This window comes from Ruegeria sp. O4 (assembly GCF_056535125.1).
In genome coordinates, this window is the sequence record NZ_JBQERO010000023.1 from 37,362 (window position 1) to 53,051 (window position 15,690).

The 15,690-nt window shown below is 61.7% G+C and carries 17 protein-coding genes; 10 read left to right on the forward strand and 7 right to left on the reverse strand.

What is annotated here, in order from left to right; all coding sequences use genetic code 11:
- Positions 1-25: 25 nt before the first annotated feature.
- The 3 genes from hrpB to ACR0J7_RS18390 all read left to right on the forward strand — a co-directional run bounded on the left by hrpB (position 26) and on the right by ACR0J7_RS18390 (position 4,698).
- Positions 26-2,479: an ATP-dependent helicase HrpB gene (gene hrpB / locus ACR0J7_RS18380; protein ID WP_480915195.1), complete on the forward strand. Its 2,454-nt coding sequence runs from the start codon at positions 26-28 to the stop codon at positions 2,477-2,479.
- 192 nt (positions 2,480-2,671) lie between these two features.
- The gene (locus ACR0J7_RS18385; protein ID WP_480473641.1) at positions 2,672-3,130 is read left to right on the forward strand and encodes an NUDIX hydrolase; all 459 of its coding nucleotides are present in this window, start codon (positions 2,672-2,674) and stop codon (positions 3,128-3,130) included.
- 89 nt (positions 3,131-3,219) lie between these two features.
- Positions 3,220-4,698 (forward strand): inorganic phosphate transporter, encoded by a 1,479-nt coding sequence (locus ACR0J7_RS18390; protein ID WP_480833036.1) that lies wholly within the window; start codon positions 3,220-3,222, stop codon positions 4,696-4,698.
- Positions 4,699-4,707: 9 nt separating this feature from the next.
- Here the strand turns inward: ACR0J7_RS18390 and ACR0J7_RS18395 are convergent, their stop codons facing one another.
- Both ACR0J7_RS18395 and ACR0J7_RS18400 read right to left on the reverse strand, forming a co-directional pair.
- On the reverse strand, positions 4,708-5,682 hold the full coding sequence (locus ACR0J7_RS18395) for a 2-dehydropantoate 2-reductase (protein WP_480900256.1): 975 nt from the start codon (positions 5,680-5,682) through the stop codon (positions 4,708-4,710).
- Between the two features lie 45 nt (positions 5,683-5,727).
- Positions 5,728-6,720: a pirin family protein gene (locus tag ACR0J7_RS18400; protein WP_480556001.1), complete on the reverse strand. Its 993-nt coding sequence runs from the start codon at positions 6,718-6,720 to the stop codon at positions 5,728-5,730.
- A 175-nt stretch (positions 6,721-6,895) separates the two neighbouring features.
- Between ACR0J7_RS18400 and ACR0J7_RS18405 the strand changes: the two genes are divergently transcribed.
- From ACR0J7_RS18405 to ACR0J7_RS18415, 3 genes are read left to right on the forward strand one after another with little or no spacing between them, the layout of a single operon-like run.
- Positions 6,896-7,354 carry a MarR family winged helix-turn-helix transcriptional regulator gene (locus ACR0J7_RS18405; RefSeq protein WP_480915198.1) on the forward strand — a complete coding sequence of 153 codons (459 nt, stop codon included), beginning with the start codon at positions 6,896-6,898 and terminating at the stop codon, positions 7,352-7,354.
- Complete coding sequence (locus ACR0J7_RS18410) at positions 7,351-7,728, forward strand: hypothetical protein (RefSeq protein ID WP_480915200.1); 378 nt, start codon at positions 7,351-7,353, stop codon at positions 7,726-7,728. Before ACR0J7_RS18405 ends, ACR0J7_RS18410 begins: the two co-directional genes overlap by 4 nt.
- A 38-nt stretch (positions 7,729-7,766) precedes the next feature.
- The gene (locus ACR0J7_RS18415) at positions 7,767-8,081 is read left to right on the forward strand and encodes a monooxygenase (RefSeq protein WP_480473648.1); all 315 of its coding nucleotides are present in this window, start codon (positions 7,767-7,769) and stop codon (positions 8,079-8,081) included.
- Between the two features lie 24 nt (positions 8,082-8,105).
- On the opposite strand, the gene ACR0J7_RS18420 is transcribed toward ACR0J7_RS18415, so the two are convergent.
- From ACR0J7_RS18420 to ACR0J7_RS18435, 4 genes are all read right to left on the reverse strand, one after another.
- Positions 8,106-8,450, reverse strand: coding sequence for a 5-carboxymethyl-2-hydroxymuconate Delta-isomerase (locus ACR0J7_RS18420; RefSeq protein WP_480915201.1), 345 nt, complete (start codon positions 8,448-8,450; stop codon positions 8,106-8,108).
- Positions 8,451-8,508: 58 nt separating this feature from the next.
- On the reverse strand, positions 8,509-9,435 hold the full coding sequence (argF, locus tag ACR0J7_RS18425; protein ID WP_480473650.1) for an ornithine carbamoyltransferase: 927 nt from the start codon (positions 9,433-9,435) through the stop codon (positions 8,509-8,511).
- Between the two features lie 75 nt (positions 9,436-9,510).
- On the reverse strand, positions 9,511-10,698 hold the full coding sequence (locus ACR0J7_RS18430; protein ID WP_480773904.1) for an acetylornithine transaminase: 1,188 nt from the start codon (positions 10,696-10,698) through the stop codon (positions 9,511-9,513).
- A 242-nt stretch (positions 10,699-10,940) separates the two neighbouring features.
- A complete protein-coding gene (locus ACR0J7_RS18435) occupies positions 10,941-11,201 on the reverse strand; it encodes a zinc ribbon domain-containing protein (RefSeq protein ID WP_480773905.1) in 261 nt (86 codons plus the stop codon).
- Positions 11,202-11,275: 74 nt separating this feature from the next.
- On the opposite strand from ACR0J7_RS18435, the gene ACR0J7_RS18440 reads away from it, so the two are divergent.
- From ACR0J7_RS18440 to ACR0J7_RS18450, 3 genes are all read left to right on the forward strand, one after another.
- Positions 11,276-11,641, forward strand: a complete 366-nt coding sequence (locus tag ACR0J7_RS18440; protein ID WP_209505680.1) for a MerR family transcriptional regulator — start codon at positions 11,276-11,278, stop codon at positions 11,639-11,641.
- Between the two features lie 52 nt (positions 11,642-11,693).
- Positions 11,694-12,578 (forward strand): DMT family transporter, encoded by an 885-nt coding sequence (locus ACR0J7_RS18445; RefSeq protein WP_480900261.1) that lies wholly within the window; start codon positions 11,694-11,696, stop codon positions 12,576-12,578.
- 106 nt (positions 12,579-12,684) lie between these two features.
- On the forward strand, positions 12,685-13,920 hold the full coding sequence (locus tag ACR0J7_RS18450) for an MFS transporter (protein WP_480484540.1): 1,236 nt from the start codon (positions 12,685-12,687) through the stop codon (positions 13,918-13,920).
- On the opposite strand, the gene ACR0J7_RS18455 is transcribed toward ACR0J7_RS18450, so the two are convergent.
- Positions 13,917-14,720: an ABC transporter permease gene (locus tag ACR0J7_RS18455; protein ID WP_209505676.1), complete on the reverse strand. Its 804-nt coding sequence runs from the start codon at positions 14,718-14,720 to the stop codon at positions 13,917-13,919. The two genes, ACR0J7_RS18450 and ACR0J7_RS18455, sit on opposite strands and share 4 nt — an antisense overlap.
- Positions 14,721-14,846: 126 nt before the next feature.
- On the opposite strand from ACR0J7_RS18455, the gene ACR0J7_RS18460 reads away from it, so the two are divergent.
- Positions 14,847-15,416: a GcrA family cell cycle regulator gene (locus ACR0J7_RS18460; RefSeq protein ID WP_267363457.1), complete on the forward strand. Its 570-nt coding sequence runs from the start codon at positions 14,847-14,849 to the stop codon at positions 15,414-15,416.
- The last annotated feature ends 274 nt before the right edge of the window (positions 15,417-15,690 follow it).

Sequence of the window (15,690 nt, forward strand, 5' to 3'; positions counted from 1 at the left end):
CTGCGGGATCGCGGATAAGGGCCGGATGATCCTACGCCTGCCCATAGACGACGCCATACCCGGCCTGCTGGACACCCTGCGCGCGCAGGGGCGGGCCGTGCTGCAAGCGCCACCCGGTGCGGGCAAGACCACGCGGGTTCCGCTGGCGATGCTTGAGGCGGGTTTGTGCGGCGGCAGGATCGTGATGCTGGAGCCCCGGCGGCTGGCGGCGCGGGCCGCGGCAGAGCGGATGGCAGAGACACTGGGAGAGCGCGCAGGCCAGAGTGTTGGCTATCGCGTGCGGGGCGACGCGAAAGTGTCAAAAGACACAAGGATCGAGGTGGTGACCGAGGGCATTCTGACCCGGATGCTGCAATCGGACCCTGACCTGCCGGGCATCGGGGCGGTGATCTTTGATGAATTCCACGAACGCTCACTCAACGCGGATCTGGGCTTGGCGCTGTGCCTTGAGGTCACGGGCGCGTTGCGGGACGATCTGATTCTGCTGGCCATGTCGGCCACATTGGACGCGGACCCGGTGGGGCACCTGATGGCCGCGCCGCTGGTTACGTCGGAAGGGCGGAGTTATCCCGTCGAGATGCGCTGGCTGGATCGGCCGTTGGGGCCACAGGCGCGGCGGCTGGATGCATTGGTCGATCTGGTCGTTGAGGCCGAGCGCGAGACCCGCTCCACCGGTGGCGGGATCTTGGTGTTTCTGCCCGGTGAGGGTGAAATCCGGCGGGCTGAGGCAGCCTTGACCGGACGCCTGCCCGCCAATTGCACGGTGCGCCCGCTGTTCGGGGCCATGCCCTTTGCGGCCCAGCGCGCGGCGATTGCCCCGGTTGAGACCGGACGCAAGGTGGTGCTGGCGACGTCGATTGCCGAAACCTCGCTGACGATCCCCGATATCCGGGTGGTGGTGGATATGGGGCAAGCGCGGCGGGCGCGGTTCGATCCGGGCTCGGGCATGTCCCGGCTGGTGACCGAGCGGGTAACACGGGCCGAGGCCACGCAACGCGCAGGTCGTGCGGGCCGTGTGGCCGAGGGGCTGTGTTACCGGCTGTGGTCAAAGGGGGAGGATGGCGCGCTGGCCGCGTACCCGCCTGCCGAGATCGAAGCCGCCGATTTGACCGGGCTGGCGCTGGAGCTGGCGCTGTGGGGCGCGGATGCCGCCGATCTGGCCTTTCTGACCCCGCCACCCGAAGGCGCGATGGTCGAGGCGCGCGCGCTTCTGGCGATGCTGGGCGCGCTGGACGGCAAGGGGCGGATCACCGAACACGGGCGGGCGCTGGCGGCGCTGCCGTTGCATCCCCGGCTGGGGCATATGCTGGTGCGGGCCGGACCGAGTGCCGCGCCTTTGGCCGCCTTGATGGCCGAGCGCGACCCCCTGCGCGGCGCGCCGGTGGATATCGCCTTGCGGCAAGAGGCACTGCGGGATGTGCGCACCTTTCAGCGCAACCGGGTCTGGCAGGTGAACTTGGGGGCCGTGGATCGGATCAATGCCGAGGCCAAGCGGTTGAGGAAACAGGCCGGAAGCAAGACGGATGATCTGAGCGCTGCTGCCATGGCCGCCCTCGCCTATCCCGACCGTATCGGACAGCGGCGCAAGGGCGATGCGCCGCGTTATGTGCTGTCGGGGGGCAAGGGTGTCGTGCTGGACAGCGGCGATTCGCTGGCCGCCGCGCCTTTTTTGGTTGTCACTGACACCGATGGCAACCCGCGCGAGGCAAAGGTGCGGATGGCCACCCAGATTTCGGAACGCGAGATCCGCGAACTGTTCGCCGATCAGATCGATTGGGTCGAGGTTTGCGCCTGGTCAAAACGCGAGCGGCGGGTCGTGTCCCGGCAGCAGGAGCGGTTCGGGGCGATCACGCTGGACGACCGCATCTGGAAGGATGTCCCGGACGACGCCTTGGCGCGCGCGATGCTGGACGGGGTGCGCGATCTGGGGTTGCGGCTGGACGGGGCCGCCGCACGGCTGGCCGCGCGGGTGGAACTGGTGCGTGCCGACGGGGTGGACCTGCCCGACTTTTCGGTCGAAGGTCTGATGGCCGAGCTGGACGACTGGCTGTTGCCGATGCTGTCCGGTGTCAAAAGCGCAGAGGACTGGAAACGGTTTGACCTGCTGCCCGCCTTGCGCGCGCGGTTGGACTGGACCCAGACCCAGGAGCTGGACCGCCGCGCGCCGGGATCGTTTGAAACACCGCTGGGGCGCAAGGTGCCGATCGACTATGGCGCGGCGGTCCCCGAAATATCGGTTCGGTTGCAGGAGCTGTTCGGCGTGACCCGGCATCCGGTGGTCGGCGGACAGCCCCTGAAGATCACCCTGCTGTCCCCGGCGCAGCGCCCGATCCAGATTACCCGCGATCTGCCGGGGTTCTGGGCCGGGTCTTATGCGGATGTGCGCAAGGATATGCGGGCGCAATACCCCAAACACCCCTGGCCCGAAGACCCGACACAGGCCGACCCGACGCTGAGGGCCAAACGCAGGCGGGATTAGACCCATTGCCGCGTCGCTTCCGGCAAGCGGCTCGGGCTTTCGGGGTTGTTGCGCGAAATCTCACAAATCACAGTAAATTGACCGAAAATCCGGTCATAATCAGAAATAAGCGGACATTTCATTGAAGTCTGGCATTATTGTTGTTACGTCACACAGGTTTCGAAGACAGAAACAGGATTTGAAGAACATCTCATGAGTGCTTGGCTGCGAAATATCTGGGAAGAGGTCGGACGCCCCTTGTTCCTGCGTCCCCAAAGGGTGCAGTTTGCGGCCCTGTGCACGCGCAGGCACGAGGATCAAGACGAGGTTCTGCTGATCACCAGCCGCGAAACCGGGCGCTGGATCATCCCGAAGGGCTGGCCTGTCAATGGTCTGGACGGGTTGGAGACGGCCCTGCTGGAGGCGTGGGAAGAGGCTGGCGTGCGTGCAGAAGCGGTCGACAAGGAGCCCATCGGCCAATTCACCTATGACAAGATCTTCAAGGGGGGATCGGCACAGTCGGTCCTGACCCGCGTCTACCGGGTTTCCGTGCGAGAACTTGCCGATGATTTTCCCGAAGTGGACAAGCGCAAACGTCAGTGGTTTTCACCGGCAGAAGCCGCCAAACGGGTGCAGGAGCCCGAGTTGCAGGCGCTGCTGCGACAGATGTAGCCGTTTCGCAACAATTTGATGGCTGCGCGCTTGCCCCTGAACCGGGAAACCGTTAGCTGCGGGCGATCTGCCAATCTTTGACCAAGCCCATGTCTGACACAAATTCAAAACCGCGCTGGCAGGCGCTTGACACCGACCTGCAACGCATCTCGCGCGTCGAAATTGCCAATCTTCATGTCGCCCGCCCGCTGCTGGCGCCAGGAATTGCACTGGCGTTCATGGTGCTTGCCGGATTGATGGCGGCGGTGCTGTTTGGACGGGCCGACGGCACCTATATCGTCGTGGCTGCGGCCGCGTTCGGGGCCTATATGGCAATCAATATCGGCGCCAATGACGTGGCCAACAACATGGGTCCCGCGGTGGGTGCGAACGCGCTGACCATGGGCGGTGCCATCGTGATTGCCGCCGTTGCCGAAAGCGCGGGCGCGTTGCTTGCGGGGGGCGATGTGGTCTCGACCATCTCGAAGGGGATCATCGACCCGGCCTCGGTGCAGAACAGTAACGTGTTCATCTGGGCCATGATGGCGGCGCTGATCTCGTCCGCCATGTGGGTCAATCTGGCGACCTGGATCGGTGCGCCGGTGTCGACAACGCATTCGGTTGTGGGCGGGGTCATGGGCGCGGGGATTGCCGCTGCCGGTCTGAGCGCGGTGAGCTGGGGCACGATGGGCGCAATTGCGGCCAGCTGGGTGATCTCTCCGGTTCTTGGCGGCGTCATTGCGGCGGCATTTCTGGCGCTGATCAAGACCAAGATCCAGTATCAGGACGACAAGATCGCCGCCGCGCGGCGTTGGGTGCCGATCCTTGTGGCGGTGATGGCGGCGGCGTTTGCCACCTACCTGTCGGTCAAGGGTCTGAAGCGGATCGTCAAGATTGATCTGCAGATGGCGCTGCTGATCGGTCTGGGCAGCGGTGTGCTGGTCTGGGCGCTGACGGTTCCCTGGGTGCGTCGCAAGTCCGAGGGACTGGAGAACCGGACCCGGTCGCTGAAAACCCTGTTTGGCCTGCCATTGGTGATATCGGCCGCGTTTCTGAGCTTTGCCCACGGTGCCAATGACGTGGCCAACGCGGTCGGCCCCCTGGCGGCGATTGTCCATGCGGCGGAGTTCGGGGATTTCGCCCAAAAGGTTTCTATCCCGCTATGGGTGATGATCATCGGCGCGTTCGGGATATCGTTCGGCCTGTTCCTGTTCGGGCCCAAGCTGATCCGGATGGTCGGTAGCCAGATCACCAAGCTGAACCCGATGCGGGCGTTTTGCGTGGCGTTGTCAGCGGCGATCACGGTCATTGTCGCCAGCTGGCTGGGCTTGCCGGTCAGTTCCACGCATATCGCCGTTGGCGCAATTTTCGGCGTCGGATTCTATCGTGAGTGGCAGTCGGATCGCAGGCGGAAACAGAACAATGGGCGAAACGCGACAGCGCAGAAGCTGGCCCCGGAAGAATACCGGCGGCGCAAGCTGGTGCGGCGGTCGCATTTCATGACGATCATTGCGGCCTGGGTCGTGACCGTGCCTGCCGCAGCCGCCATGTCGGCCGTGATTTTCTGGATATTGACCAGATTCGTCTGACGACTGCTATCAGAGCCTGATCTGTTCCGGGGACAGCGGATGATCGGGCGCGTGTTTGATCAGGTCAGACACTTTCGTGCAAAGGGGGGTGGGCACCCCGGTTTCGTGCCCCAGCCGAATGATATGGCCCTGAAGGCTGTCGATTTCCGTTTGCCGCTCGGCCATCAGGTCATAGGCCATCGAGGTCCGGGCGGTGGGGTCGATGGTGAGCATCCGCGCCGCGATCCGGCTGAACAAAGGTGTCGGCAGCCGCAGGATATGCGGCGTCATCCACGCCGGAAGCGGCGTTGTCGAGGCCACCGGATGCCCGGCCGCCTTGAGAACGGACAGCGCCTCGGCCATCTGATCGGCCATGAGGTTGCGCCAGTCACGGCTGAGCAGCTGATCCACAAGTGGCAGGCCCGACAGTGCGTTCAGCGCGTTGTTGAGGTTGATCACCAGCTTGCCCCATTGCACCGCCTCGATCCGGTCAGTCGCGATAACGGGCAGGTCCGGGCTGCTGAGGGCGGTGGCCAGATCGCCTGGGCCGTTCTGGATGACAATTTCGCCTGATGTGGCCCGGTGATAGGTGGCGGGGCCGTTCGGGACCACGTTGAAGGGGACCATGCCCGCGCGCACATCCCGACCGGGCAGGGCCTTGCGTAGGGTTGCCGCATTCTCGATCCCGTTTTGCCAGGACAGGACGGGCGCGTCCCGACAGGCGGCGTCCGCGATATGACCGGCCATATCCGCCGTCGCCCCGGATTTGACGGTGACAATGACCAGCTCGGCCTGATCCAGGCAGGCAGGATCGGCGCTGAGTGTCAGGGCTTCCGCCGCAACATGGGCATTGAGGCCATCGTAATCCGTGACCGTCAGCCCATGTTCGCGAATCGGGTCCAGTACACGGGCACGCCCCAGCAAGGTCACCGCATGCCCTGAGCGGGCCAGTAAACCGCCGCAGTAGCAGCCGATGCTGCCCGCGCCTGCGATGACAAGTTTCATGATACCCCCTCTGGTATACCAGAAAGGATCACCGCAAACGGACGGTTACACAAGCCCACCCGGCCCCGACGCCGTACGCGGGCGGGCCAGCCGGGGCTTAGTACGCTCAAACTGTTCTGAAATGGCGATAAATTCGCGGTCATCCCCTGCCGGAAGGTGGAAGGCGCCATTGACCCAATCGGCGCTTTTCCACTCATGAATCGCCGTCTCGATCTTTTCTTTCGAGGATGAGACGAAGTTCCACCAGATATAGCGATCCTTATTCAGGGTCGCGCCGCCCAGCAGCATCAGCCGCGCACCCTGCGGGCCTGCCCGGGCCGATAGCCTGTCACCGGGGCGGAACACCATCATGCGGCCTTCGTCGAACATGTCGCCTGCAATCTCGATCGATCCTTGCGTGACATAGACACCGCGATCCTCGTGGTCGTCGGGCAGCGGGAAGGACGCGCCGGGGGCAAGCTGAACATCCAGATAGAAGGTCTCGGACAGCATCGTCACGGGGCTGGTTTCGCCATAAGCGTTGCCGAGGATCAGCCGTGCGCTGACGCCCTTGTCTTGGATATGGGGCAGCGCGCCTTGCTTGTGGTGTTCGAACTCGGGGGCCATATCCTCCTGCGCTTCGGGTAGGGCAAGCCAGGTCTGAATGCCGAACAGCTTGTGGCCTTTGCCGCGCGTTTCTTCGCTGGTGCGCTCGGAATGGGTCACGCCACGGCCTGCAACCATCCAGTTGACTTCGCCGGGGTAAATCATCTGGTGAGTGCCGAGGCTGTCGCGATGTTCGAATTCGCCCTGATAGAGGTAAGTGACGGTTCCCAGCCCGATATGCGGGTGCGGTCGCACGTCAATGCCGCCTTCGGTGACGAATTCTGCCGGGCCGACCTGATCGAAGAAGATGAATGGGCCAACCAGTTGGCGTTTGACCGAGGGCAGCGCGCGGCGCACCTCGAACCCGCCCAGATCGCGGGCGCGGGGAATGATGAGTGTTTCCAGCGCGCCGTTTTCAGCTGCGTCGGTGGTGTGGGACGGGTTCCAGCTCACATTCGTATCCTCGGCTTTTTGATCATCCAAAGCAGGTCCGCATTCGCTAGGTCAAAATATATGCAGGCCCGGGCCCGGCGTCAGTGCAGCCCTGCACGGGGGACGTGCATATTTGCGGCATTCGCGCGTATGGGTGCATATTGATATAACCCCTAACTAGGGATAAATGACTGCCATGACACACGAGACTCAAAACCGAGAAAATCAGGCCCTGGTATTGGCCCTGTTGCGCAGCCAGCAGTTGTTCATGCGTGCCATGGGACCGGTGTTTCGCGCCGGGGGTCTGACGGCACCTCAGTGGGATGCGCTGGAGATCCTGAACACCAAAGGCGCGCTGTCGATCAATGACCTGTTGCGCCTGACGCTGTCCACATCCGGCAATCTGGATGTTGTCGTCAAAAACCTGATTCAGGCCGGTCTGGTGGAGAAGACCGTTGATGAAACCGACAAGCGCGCCCGCGTTTTACGCCTGACAGAAGCCGGAAAACAGAAAGTGGCCGCGTTCATGCCCGTCCACAATCAGGCGCTGGAACAGATATTCGGACGCCTGAGCACCGAAACCAGACGCGAAACGATCAGAACGCTCAACCAGCTTCGCAAAAAGCTGCCCCAACCACAGAAAGGCGAGACATGACCAACAAAACCTTCCTGACCACGCATGGTGTGATCTATATGTTTTTCGCATTGGCGCTGTTTTTTGCGCCAACCATCCTTTGGCCCAACTATGGACTGCAACTGAACGATCGGTATGCCGTGTTTCTGTCGCAGCATAATGCGATCTTTCTGGGTGGCATCGGCCTAATCAGCTTCCTGTTTCGAAACACTGAAACCGGTACCGAGACAGCACAGAACATCCTGAAAGGTCTGATGGGGACCAACATATTGGGCGTTGTCATCACGCTTTATGCCTGTCTGACCGGGGTGTTCACCGGCTTTGGCTGGTCCGACCCCATCTTCTTTGCGCTGCTTGCCATTCTGAGCTTTGTGCAGCTTGGCAGGAACCGCTGACCACACCCCCTACCCCCCTGAACGTGGAGCATTTGACCATGAGTACGATGAAAATCTGGGATCTGCATCTGGCCTATGACGGACCCGTAACCGCAGAGTTTCTGGCCGGAACAAAGGAACTGGCTGAAAGCATCGCCCAGGAACCCGGTGTCGTCTGGAAGATCTGGACTGTCGAAGAAGGCACGAACCATTTCGGATCGACCTATCTGTTTCGCGATCGCGCCAGTCTGGAGACCTACAAGGCGATGCACCTGAAACGCCTTGAGGCCATCGGGGTCGCAGTGACCTCGGATCATGTCTTTGACATCATGGAAGACCTCAGCGCGATCAACAACGCGCCGATACACGGCTGACGGACCCGGAGAGTACCCGCGCCATCAACCTGCCAGCCGCTTTGCATAGGTGGCGCGGGTCATCTCGACATCCTGCACGGTGATGCTGCCGACCTCGGGCAAGGTCTGGGCCAGAACGTCCAGAATGATGGCGTTAAGCTCGGCCCGTGTGGCCTCATCCCGGCCCCGCATCAACAGCAGCGTGGCATGCACGAAGGTCTGCGGTTGCGTTCCGATGTAGGAATAGGCAATCGGTGCGGCGCGGATCTTGAGCGCTGAGGCGTCGATTTCATCATGTTTTGCGAGAACGGTATGCAGCCGCTCGCAGATCATCTGGAAATCATGGGTGTCTTCCAGAGATTTGGAAAATTCCAGCGTTACGTGAGGCATTGAATGCTCCGGGGGTCATGAGAGAGCCTGATGGCCCTCTCGAAACTGCAAGTTGATCTTAAACGCCCAGACACCAGCGCATTACGGCCTTTTGTGCGTGCAGGCGGTTTTCAGCCTCGTCGAAGATGACCGAGTTCGGGCCGTCCATGACCTCGGAGGTTGCTTCTTCCTCACGATGCGCGGGCAGGCAGTGCATGAACAGCGCGTCGGGTTTGGCATGTGACATGAGTTCCGCGTTGACCTGATAGGGGCGCAGCATGTTGTGGCGACGTTCCTTGGCGGATTGGCTGTCATGCATCGAAACCCAGGTGTCGGCAACCACCAGATCAGCGCCCTCGACCGCTTTGTGCGGGTCCCGTTCGATGACGACTCTGGACCCCTTCTGGCGGGCAAACCCCATGAATTCTTCTTCGGGGTCAAGCTGGGCCGGGCCGGAGAAGGTCAGATCGAAGCCGAACTGACCGGCGGCGTGCAGGAAGGAGGCGCAGACATTGTTGCCATCGCCGGTCCAGACCACTTTCTTGCCCGCAATGGGGCCGCGGTGTTCCTCGAACGTCAAAACATCGGCCATGATCTGGCAGGGATGGGTGCGGTCGGTCAGGCCGTTGATGACGGGCACGTCGGAATACTCGGCCATTTCGGTCAGGATGGTTTCATCGAAGGTGCGGATCATAATCATGTCGACATAGCGCGACAGCACACGGGCGGTATCGGCAATGGTTTCGCCGTGACCCAGCTGCATGTCCTTGCCCGACAGCACCATGGTCTGGCCACCCATCTGGCGCACGCCCACGTCAAAGGACACGCGCGTCCGGGTCGAGGGCTTTTCGAAGATCAGCGCGACCATACGGTCTTTCAGCGGCTGTTCGTCGTCAGGGGCGGCCTTGGGACGGCCCAGACGCGCCTGTTTCATCGCGCCCGCCTGATCTATCATGGACCGCAGCGCGGTGGCATCGGTTTTGTGGATATCGAGAAAATGGTTCATATCGCTTCGCTTTTGGCTGGTCGGGCGGTGGGGGCCAGCCCCCACACCCCCGGAGTATTTGGGAAAAGATGAAGCTCAGGCAGTTGCGAGCTGGGTTTCGATCTGATTGACGGCCTTTTCGAGGCGGATCATGGCCTGGGCGATGTCATCCTCGGTCAGGGTCAGGGGCGGCAGCAGGCGGATGACGTTGTCGGCGGCGGGGACGGTGATGACCAGATTGTCATAGCCCGCATTGACCACATCAATATTCGGCGCCTTGCATTTCAGGCCGAGCATCAGGCCCGATCCGCGCACCTCTTCGAAGACCTCGGGGTGATCGGCAACCAAGCCTTCGAGTTTCTGGCGCAACAGGCCGGCCTTGCGGTTGACACCTTCGAGGAAGGCGGGTGTGGCGACCTGATCGATCACAGCACAGCCCACGGCGCAGCCCAGCGGGTTGCCGCCATAGGTGGAGCCATGCGTACCTGCGGTCATGCCGGAAGCCGCATCTTCGGTTGCCAGCACGGCACCGAGAGGGAAACCGCCGCCGATGCCTTTGGCGACCATCATGATATCCGGGGTGATCCCGGCCCATTCATGGGCGAAGAGCCTGCCGGTACGACCGACGCCGCATTGCACCTCGTCCAGGATCAGCAGCAGACCGTGTTCGTCACAAATGGCGCGCAGGGCCCTGAGTTCGGCGTCAGGCACGGGGCGGATGCCTCCCTCGCCCTGAATCGGTTCGATCAGGATGGCTGCGGTATCTTCGGTGATGGCGTCGGTGACACCGTCGAGATCACCGAAGGCGACGTGGACAAAGCCCGGCAGAAGCGGGCCAAAGCCTTTGGTCATCTTCTCAGACCCGGCCGCTGCGATGCCCGCCGACGACCGGCCATGGAAGGAGCCGTCGAAGGTGATGATCTCAACCCGTTCGGGCTGGTCTTTGTCATAGAAATACTTGCGGGCCATTTTCACGGCCAGTTCACAGGCTTCGGTACCGGAATTCGTAAAGAATACCGTATCCGCAAAGGTGTGTTCGACCAGCTTGTCTGCCAGTGCCTGCTGTTGCGGGATGTTGTAGAGGTTCGAGACATGCCACAGCGCGTGGGCCTGTTCCGTAAGGGCGGCCACCAGTGCCGGATGGGCGTGGCCCAGTGCGTTCACCGCGATCCCTGCGCCAAGGTCCAGAAAACGTCGGCCATCCGCCTCGGTCAGCCAGGCGCCTTCGCCCTTTACAAATGACAGGGGCGCGCGGTTATAGGTCGGCAGAACGGACGGGATCATGGGATCATCCTTTTCGGGTCGTTTGAGCCTCGTGAGTGATACACGAAGGCCCGGTTCGTCAACAGATTTGGTGAGATTTGTGCCAATTTGGCAGGCACATGGGATCAAACAGGCCGATTACGCAAAGAGGCGTCGGCGTCGGAGCAGCTGGATATGTGCGCGTTTGATCATGGCCGCTCTATAGACGTGAAAAGACAGCCTGAAAACCCTATTATTGCCGCCGCGTCAAAATTACCGCCGGATCATTTCGCCGGGCGCCAGCGGTCGAGCTTGCCCATACCGCGGGTGAAAGCCCAGGCAAGGATGCGGGGCATGCCTTTGGCGACGAGGGCATCGACGCAATGAGACTGGAACTCTTCCAGCGAAGCGTCGGGATGGCGGAATGCACCGTTTTCGTAACACAGCGAGCAGTAACGCGTGCTGCGCCCGCCGTCAGCTTCGGACCCGCCGCCCTGGGGATCTTTTGACAGCGGCATGCCGCAACTTTGGCATTTGGGACCCATGGTGCATGTCCTTGCAGAGAATGACTGTCTGACATAGGATCAAAACCATGGAGTTGAGTCAACGGTTTTGAAACATGCGGATCGGGGAACTTGCGCGGCGCAGCGGGCTGAGCCGTGACACGCTGAGGTTTTATGAACGCCAAGGGCTGATCCGGTCAGGCCCGGGGCCGGACAACACAAACAGCTATCGCGACTATCCCGAAGACGCGCTGATCACGCTGGAACAGGTAGCCGATGCACAGGCGGCAGGCATCAGCATTGCAGAACTGGTCATGTTGCTGGGGCAGTTGGAAGCCGCCGATCCCGACAGCTTTGACGGCGAGGCGTTTTTGCAGGACCGGATTGACGAGGTCGAAGCGCGGATTGTGCGGGCAGAGCGGTTTCTGGACAGCCTCAAACAAGCCAAGGCGGCGCTGGCGGCCCCACCGGTTTTGCGCTGAGCGCAGAATTGCGTCTTGCCAAGGCACCCGTTTTGGCGCACCGCTTTCGCCCATGTTCACCCCGAAGGCGCAAAATCCTGCTTTGGCCGCAGGGCTGATCTTTGTCGCGACCGCCTTTATCGCGGCGACGACGCTGTTGGCCAAGGCCTTGGGGACGGATACACTCGGGCCACCCTTGCACGCGATGCAAATCAGTCACGGGCGGTTTCTGTTTGCCCTGCTTGCCATCCTGTCGGCGGTCGCAGTGCTTCGTCCCCGGCTGGGGCGGCCCCATTGGGGGCTGCATGTCGGGCGAACCAGCTTTGGCTGGGCCGGGGTGACGTTGATGTTCGCGTCTGTTGCGTTCATTCCGATGGCGGATGCGACGGCGATCTCCTTTCTGAACCCGGTCTTTGGCATGGTTCTGGCCATTCCGCTGTTGGGGGAACGCGTCGGCCCGTGGCGCTGGCTGGCGGCGGCCGTGGCCCTTGTGGGTGCGGTGATCCTGCTGCGCCCGACACCTGCAAGTTTTCAGCCCGCCGCCCTTCTGGCGCTGGCTGCGGCGGCGTTTATCGGGATGGAGCTGATCTTTATCAAGAAACTGTCGGGGCGCGAGGCCCCGATCCAGATTCTGCTGATCAACAACACGATGGGGCTGGTGATCGCCACGGTCGCGGTCAGCTTTGTGTTTCACATGCCTACGCCACAGCAATGGGTTGCGCTGGTGGGGATCGGCCTGCTGATGGCCTGCGCGCAGGTTTGTTTCATCAACGGCATGGCACGTGCGGACGCGTCATTCGTGGCCCCGATCAGCTATGCCACACTGATTTTCGCCGCGCTGTACGATTTTGCGGTGTTTGATGTGATCCCCGACCGGATCAGCCTGATTGGCGCGGTCACGATCCTGACCGGAGGGCTGATCCTGGTCTGGCGCGAGGCGGTAAACCGCCGGACCTGACAGAAAAAACCGCCCTTGCGGTTCAGGGGCGACCTTTGTGTCGCAAATCCCCATGAATGGCGAGGTGACCGGCGCATTCTGGGCTGAGTTGATTTGCGAGTTTGTTATGCATGAACGCCGAATACCTGAATGGGTACGCCACGCGCCTGCCCCATCGGTGCGCGATTTCGGGATTCTGGCCGGAATCGAAGCCGTGGTGCGCGGTATTCTGATTTCGGTCTTTCCGCTGGCGATGTACCGGGCGCTGGGCGATGCCTCGTCCGTGTCATTCCTGTATTTCCTGATTGGCATCCTGTCCCTGCTGGTCGGGTTGATGGTGCCGTTCCTGATCCGTTTTGTACCGCGCAGATGGGCCTATTCCACCGGTTGCGTCATGTTCATCTGCGGTGCATCGCTGGCGATCGTGGGCAGCCCCGAGGCCGTGGTCGGCGCGTTGGCCCTGAATACCATGGCCGCGGTTGTCACTTTCATCTGCTTCAACACCTATGTGCTGGATTACATCAGCAAGATCGAACTTGGCCGGTGCGAGACCAGCCGCATGTTCTACAGCGCTTTGGGATGGACGGGCGGCCCAATGGCCGGTGTTCTGCTGATGGAGCTTTGGCGCCCTGCCCCGTTTGTCATCAGTGCCGGAGCGGCGCTGGTCATGCTGGCGCAGTTCTGGCGCATGCGTCTGGGCAATGGCAAGCTGATCACCAAGGCTCGTGGTCCGGCCAAGAACCCGTTGGCCTTTCTTCCCCGGTTCTTTGTCCAACCCCGACTGGTTGCCGGATATCTGTTTGCAATGATCCGGTCCTGCGGGTGGTGGATATATGTGGTCTACCTGCCCATTTTCGCCATCCAAAACGGGCTGGGAGAACAACTGGGCGGCATCCTTCTGTCATGCACTAACGCCATGCTGCTGGCCGCCCCGTTGATCCTGCGCTGGGTCCAGACGCGGTCGCTCAGGTCGGCTGTTCGCATCGGGTTTGCCGCCGCGGGGGCCTGCTTTTTCGCAGCCGGATTGGTCGCGGGATGGCCGGTTGCCTCGGTGGCTGCGCTGGTTCTGGGGTCTGTCTGGCTGATCGTTCTGGATATCTGCGCCGGATTGCCCTTCCTTATGGCCGTTAAACCGTCTGAGCGAACCGAGATGTCGGCGATTTATTCCAGTTACCGCGATGTCTCGGGCATTCTGACGCCCGGTGTTGCATCTCTGGTCTTGTTGGTGGCGCCGGTGGCCGGTGTGTTCGCGGCAGGCGGGATTGCCCTGTTTGGCGCTTGGGCTGTGTCGGCCCGCTTGCATCCGCGGCTGGGCGAATCCAAGCCTTCCCTGCCGCCCGACAGGTTGGCAGAGACCGGTTAAGCCTTTAGCCGATAACCGGTGCGCAGCATTTGCCAGGTGATCAACCCGATGGCCAGCGTGGCAAAGCCACAAACCGCCATGCCCAACCACGGTGAGCTGTCGGACACGCCGATCATGCCGTAACGCAGCCCATCGATCAGGTAGAAGACCGGGTTCAGATGGGTCAGGCGGTTCAGGACAGGAGGCAGCGCCTCGACCGAATAGAAGGTGCCCGACAGGAAGGCCAATGGCGTGACGATGAAGTTGGTGATCGCGGCCATCTGATCGAATTTGTTTGCAAAGATCCCGGCAAACAGGCCCAGTGCGCCCATGAAGGCGCCCCCCAGAACAACAAAGATCAGTGCAATCAACGGGTGCTGGGGCGCGATGGACAGCAAAACCAGCAACGCAACTGAAATCACCAGCGCGATCATCAGGCCACGGGCGATGCCACCGGCGAGATACCCCAGCAGGATCTCGAGCGGGGACAGCGGCGGCATCAGCGTGTCGACGATATTGCCCTGCACCTTGGCAATCACCATCGAAGAGGAGGTATTGGCAAAGGCGTTCTGGATCACAGTCATCATCAGGATCCCCGGTGCCAGAAAGACCACAAACGGCACGCCCATGACGTCAGGGCGGCTGGGCCCAATGGCGATGGTGAAGATCAGCAGGAACAGGCCAGCCGTGACCAGAGGCGCCAGAACGGTCTGGGTCCAGACCGAAAGAAAGCGCCGGATTTCGCGCTGCGCCAGCGTGTAAAGCCCCATCCAGTTGACCGCCCCAAAGCTGCGTTCGGTCTGTTCTGCGGGATTCTGCATGCTTTGCCCTCAACCTGATTCGAAGACAGCTTGTAACTCGGGCTGCAGTGTTTAGAATAGGGGGCTGAGACGAATTCCCAAGGCGGCCCGAATCCGGGGCCGCTTTCCGCTTTTGAAAGGCTGACGATGTCCTGGACAGACGAGCGCGTAGAACTGCTGAAGAAGATGTGGGGCGAAGGCCAGTCGGCCAGCCAGATCGCCAAGGAACTGGGTGGCGTGACCCGCAACGCGGTGATTGGCAAGGTCCACCGCCTGGGCCTGTCCAACCGGACAGCAGGCGCAGCCCCGGCCAAGTCCGAACCGAAAGAGAAACCGGCACCCGCGCCCAAGGCCGAAGCCAAGCCCAGACCCATGCCAAAGACAGAACCGGCGCGCCCGGCTGCTGCTGCCGAGGCGAAACCCGCCGTTCCGGCGCGCCGCCAGATCATCCCGGCCGGTCAGCCGCTGCCGCCGCAGCCTTCGGCCAACGAAATCAGCCCCGAGGCGCTGGCCAAGGTCAACGAGATCGAGAAGAAAGCCAAGAAGCTGACGCTGATGGAACTGACCGAGAAAACCTGCAAGTGGCCCGTGGGCGACCCCGCGACCGAGGATTTCTGGTTCTGCGGACTGCCGGTTGAGGCAGGCAAACCCTATTGCGAGGCGCATGTGGGCGTGGCCTTCCAACCCATGAGCTCGCGCCGCGACCGGCGGCGGTAATTGCGAACACAAGAACCTAAATCTTGTCTATGGAACGTGAAAAGGGCGCAGGCGTTTCGCCACGCCTCTTACCGGAGGCGTTGCATAGTCAAGAACGACGCAAGACGTAACGAGCTCTTACAAAGAAAACACTCTCGCTGAATGCTGCGAAGGTGTTTTAGTTCGGAGCGTCAACTTTGCGGAGATAGTGTTGAAGAAGTCGCCGTTTGGGCGCGTTCAGGATGCGGCCTCAATAGGCTTCCGCCTTCCCTTCATCCCGTCAGTCTAGGTTGTG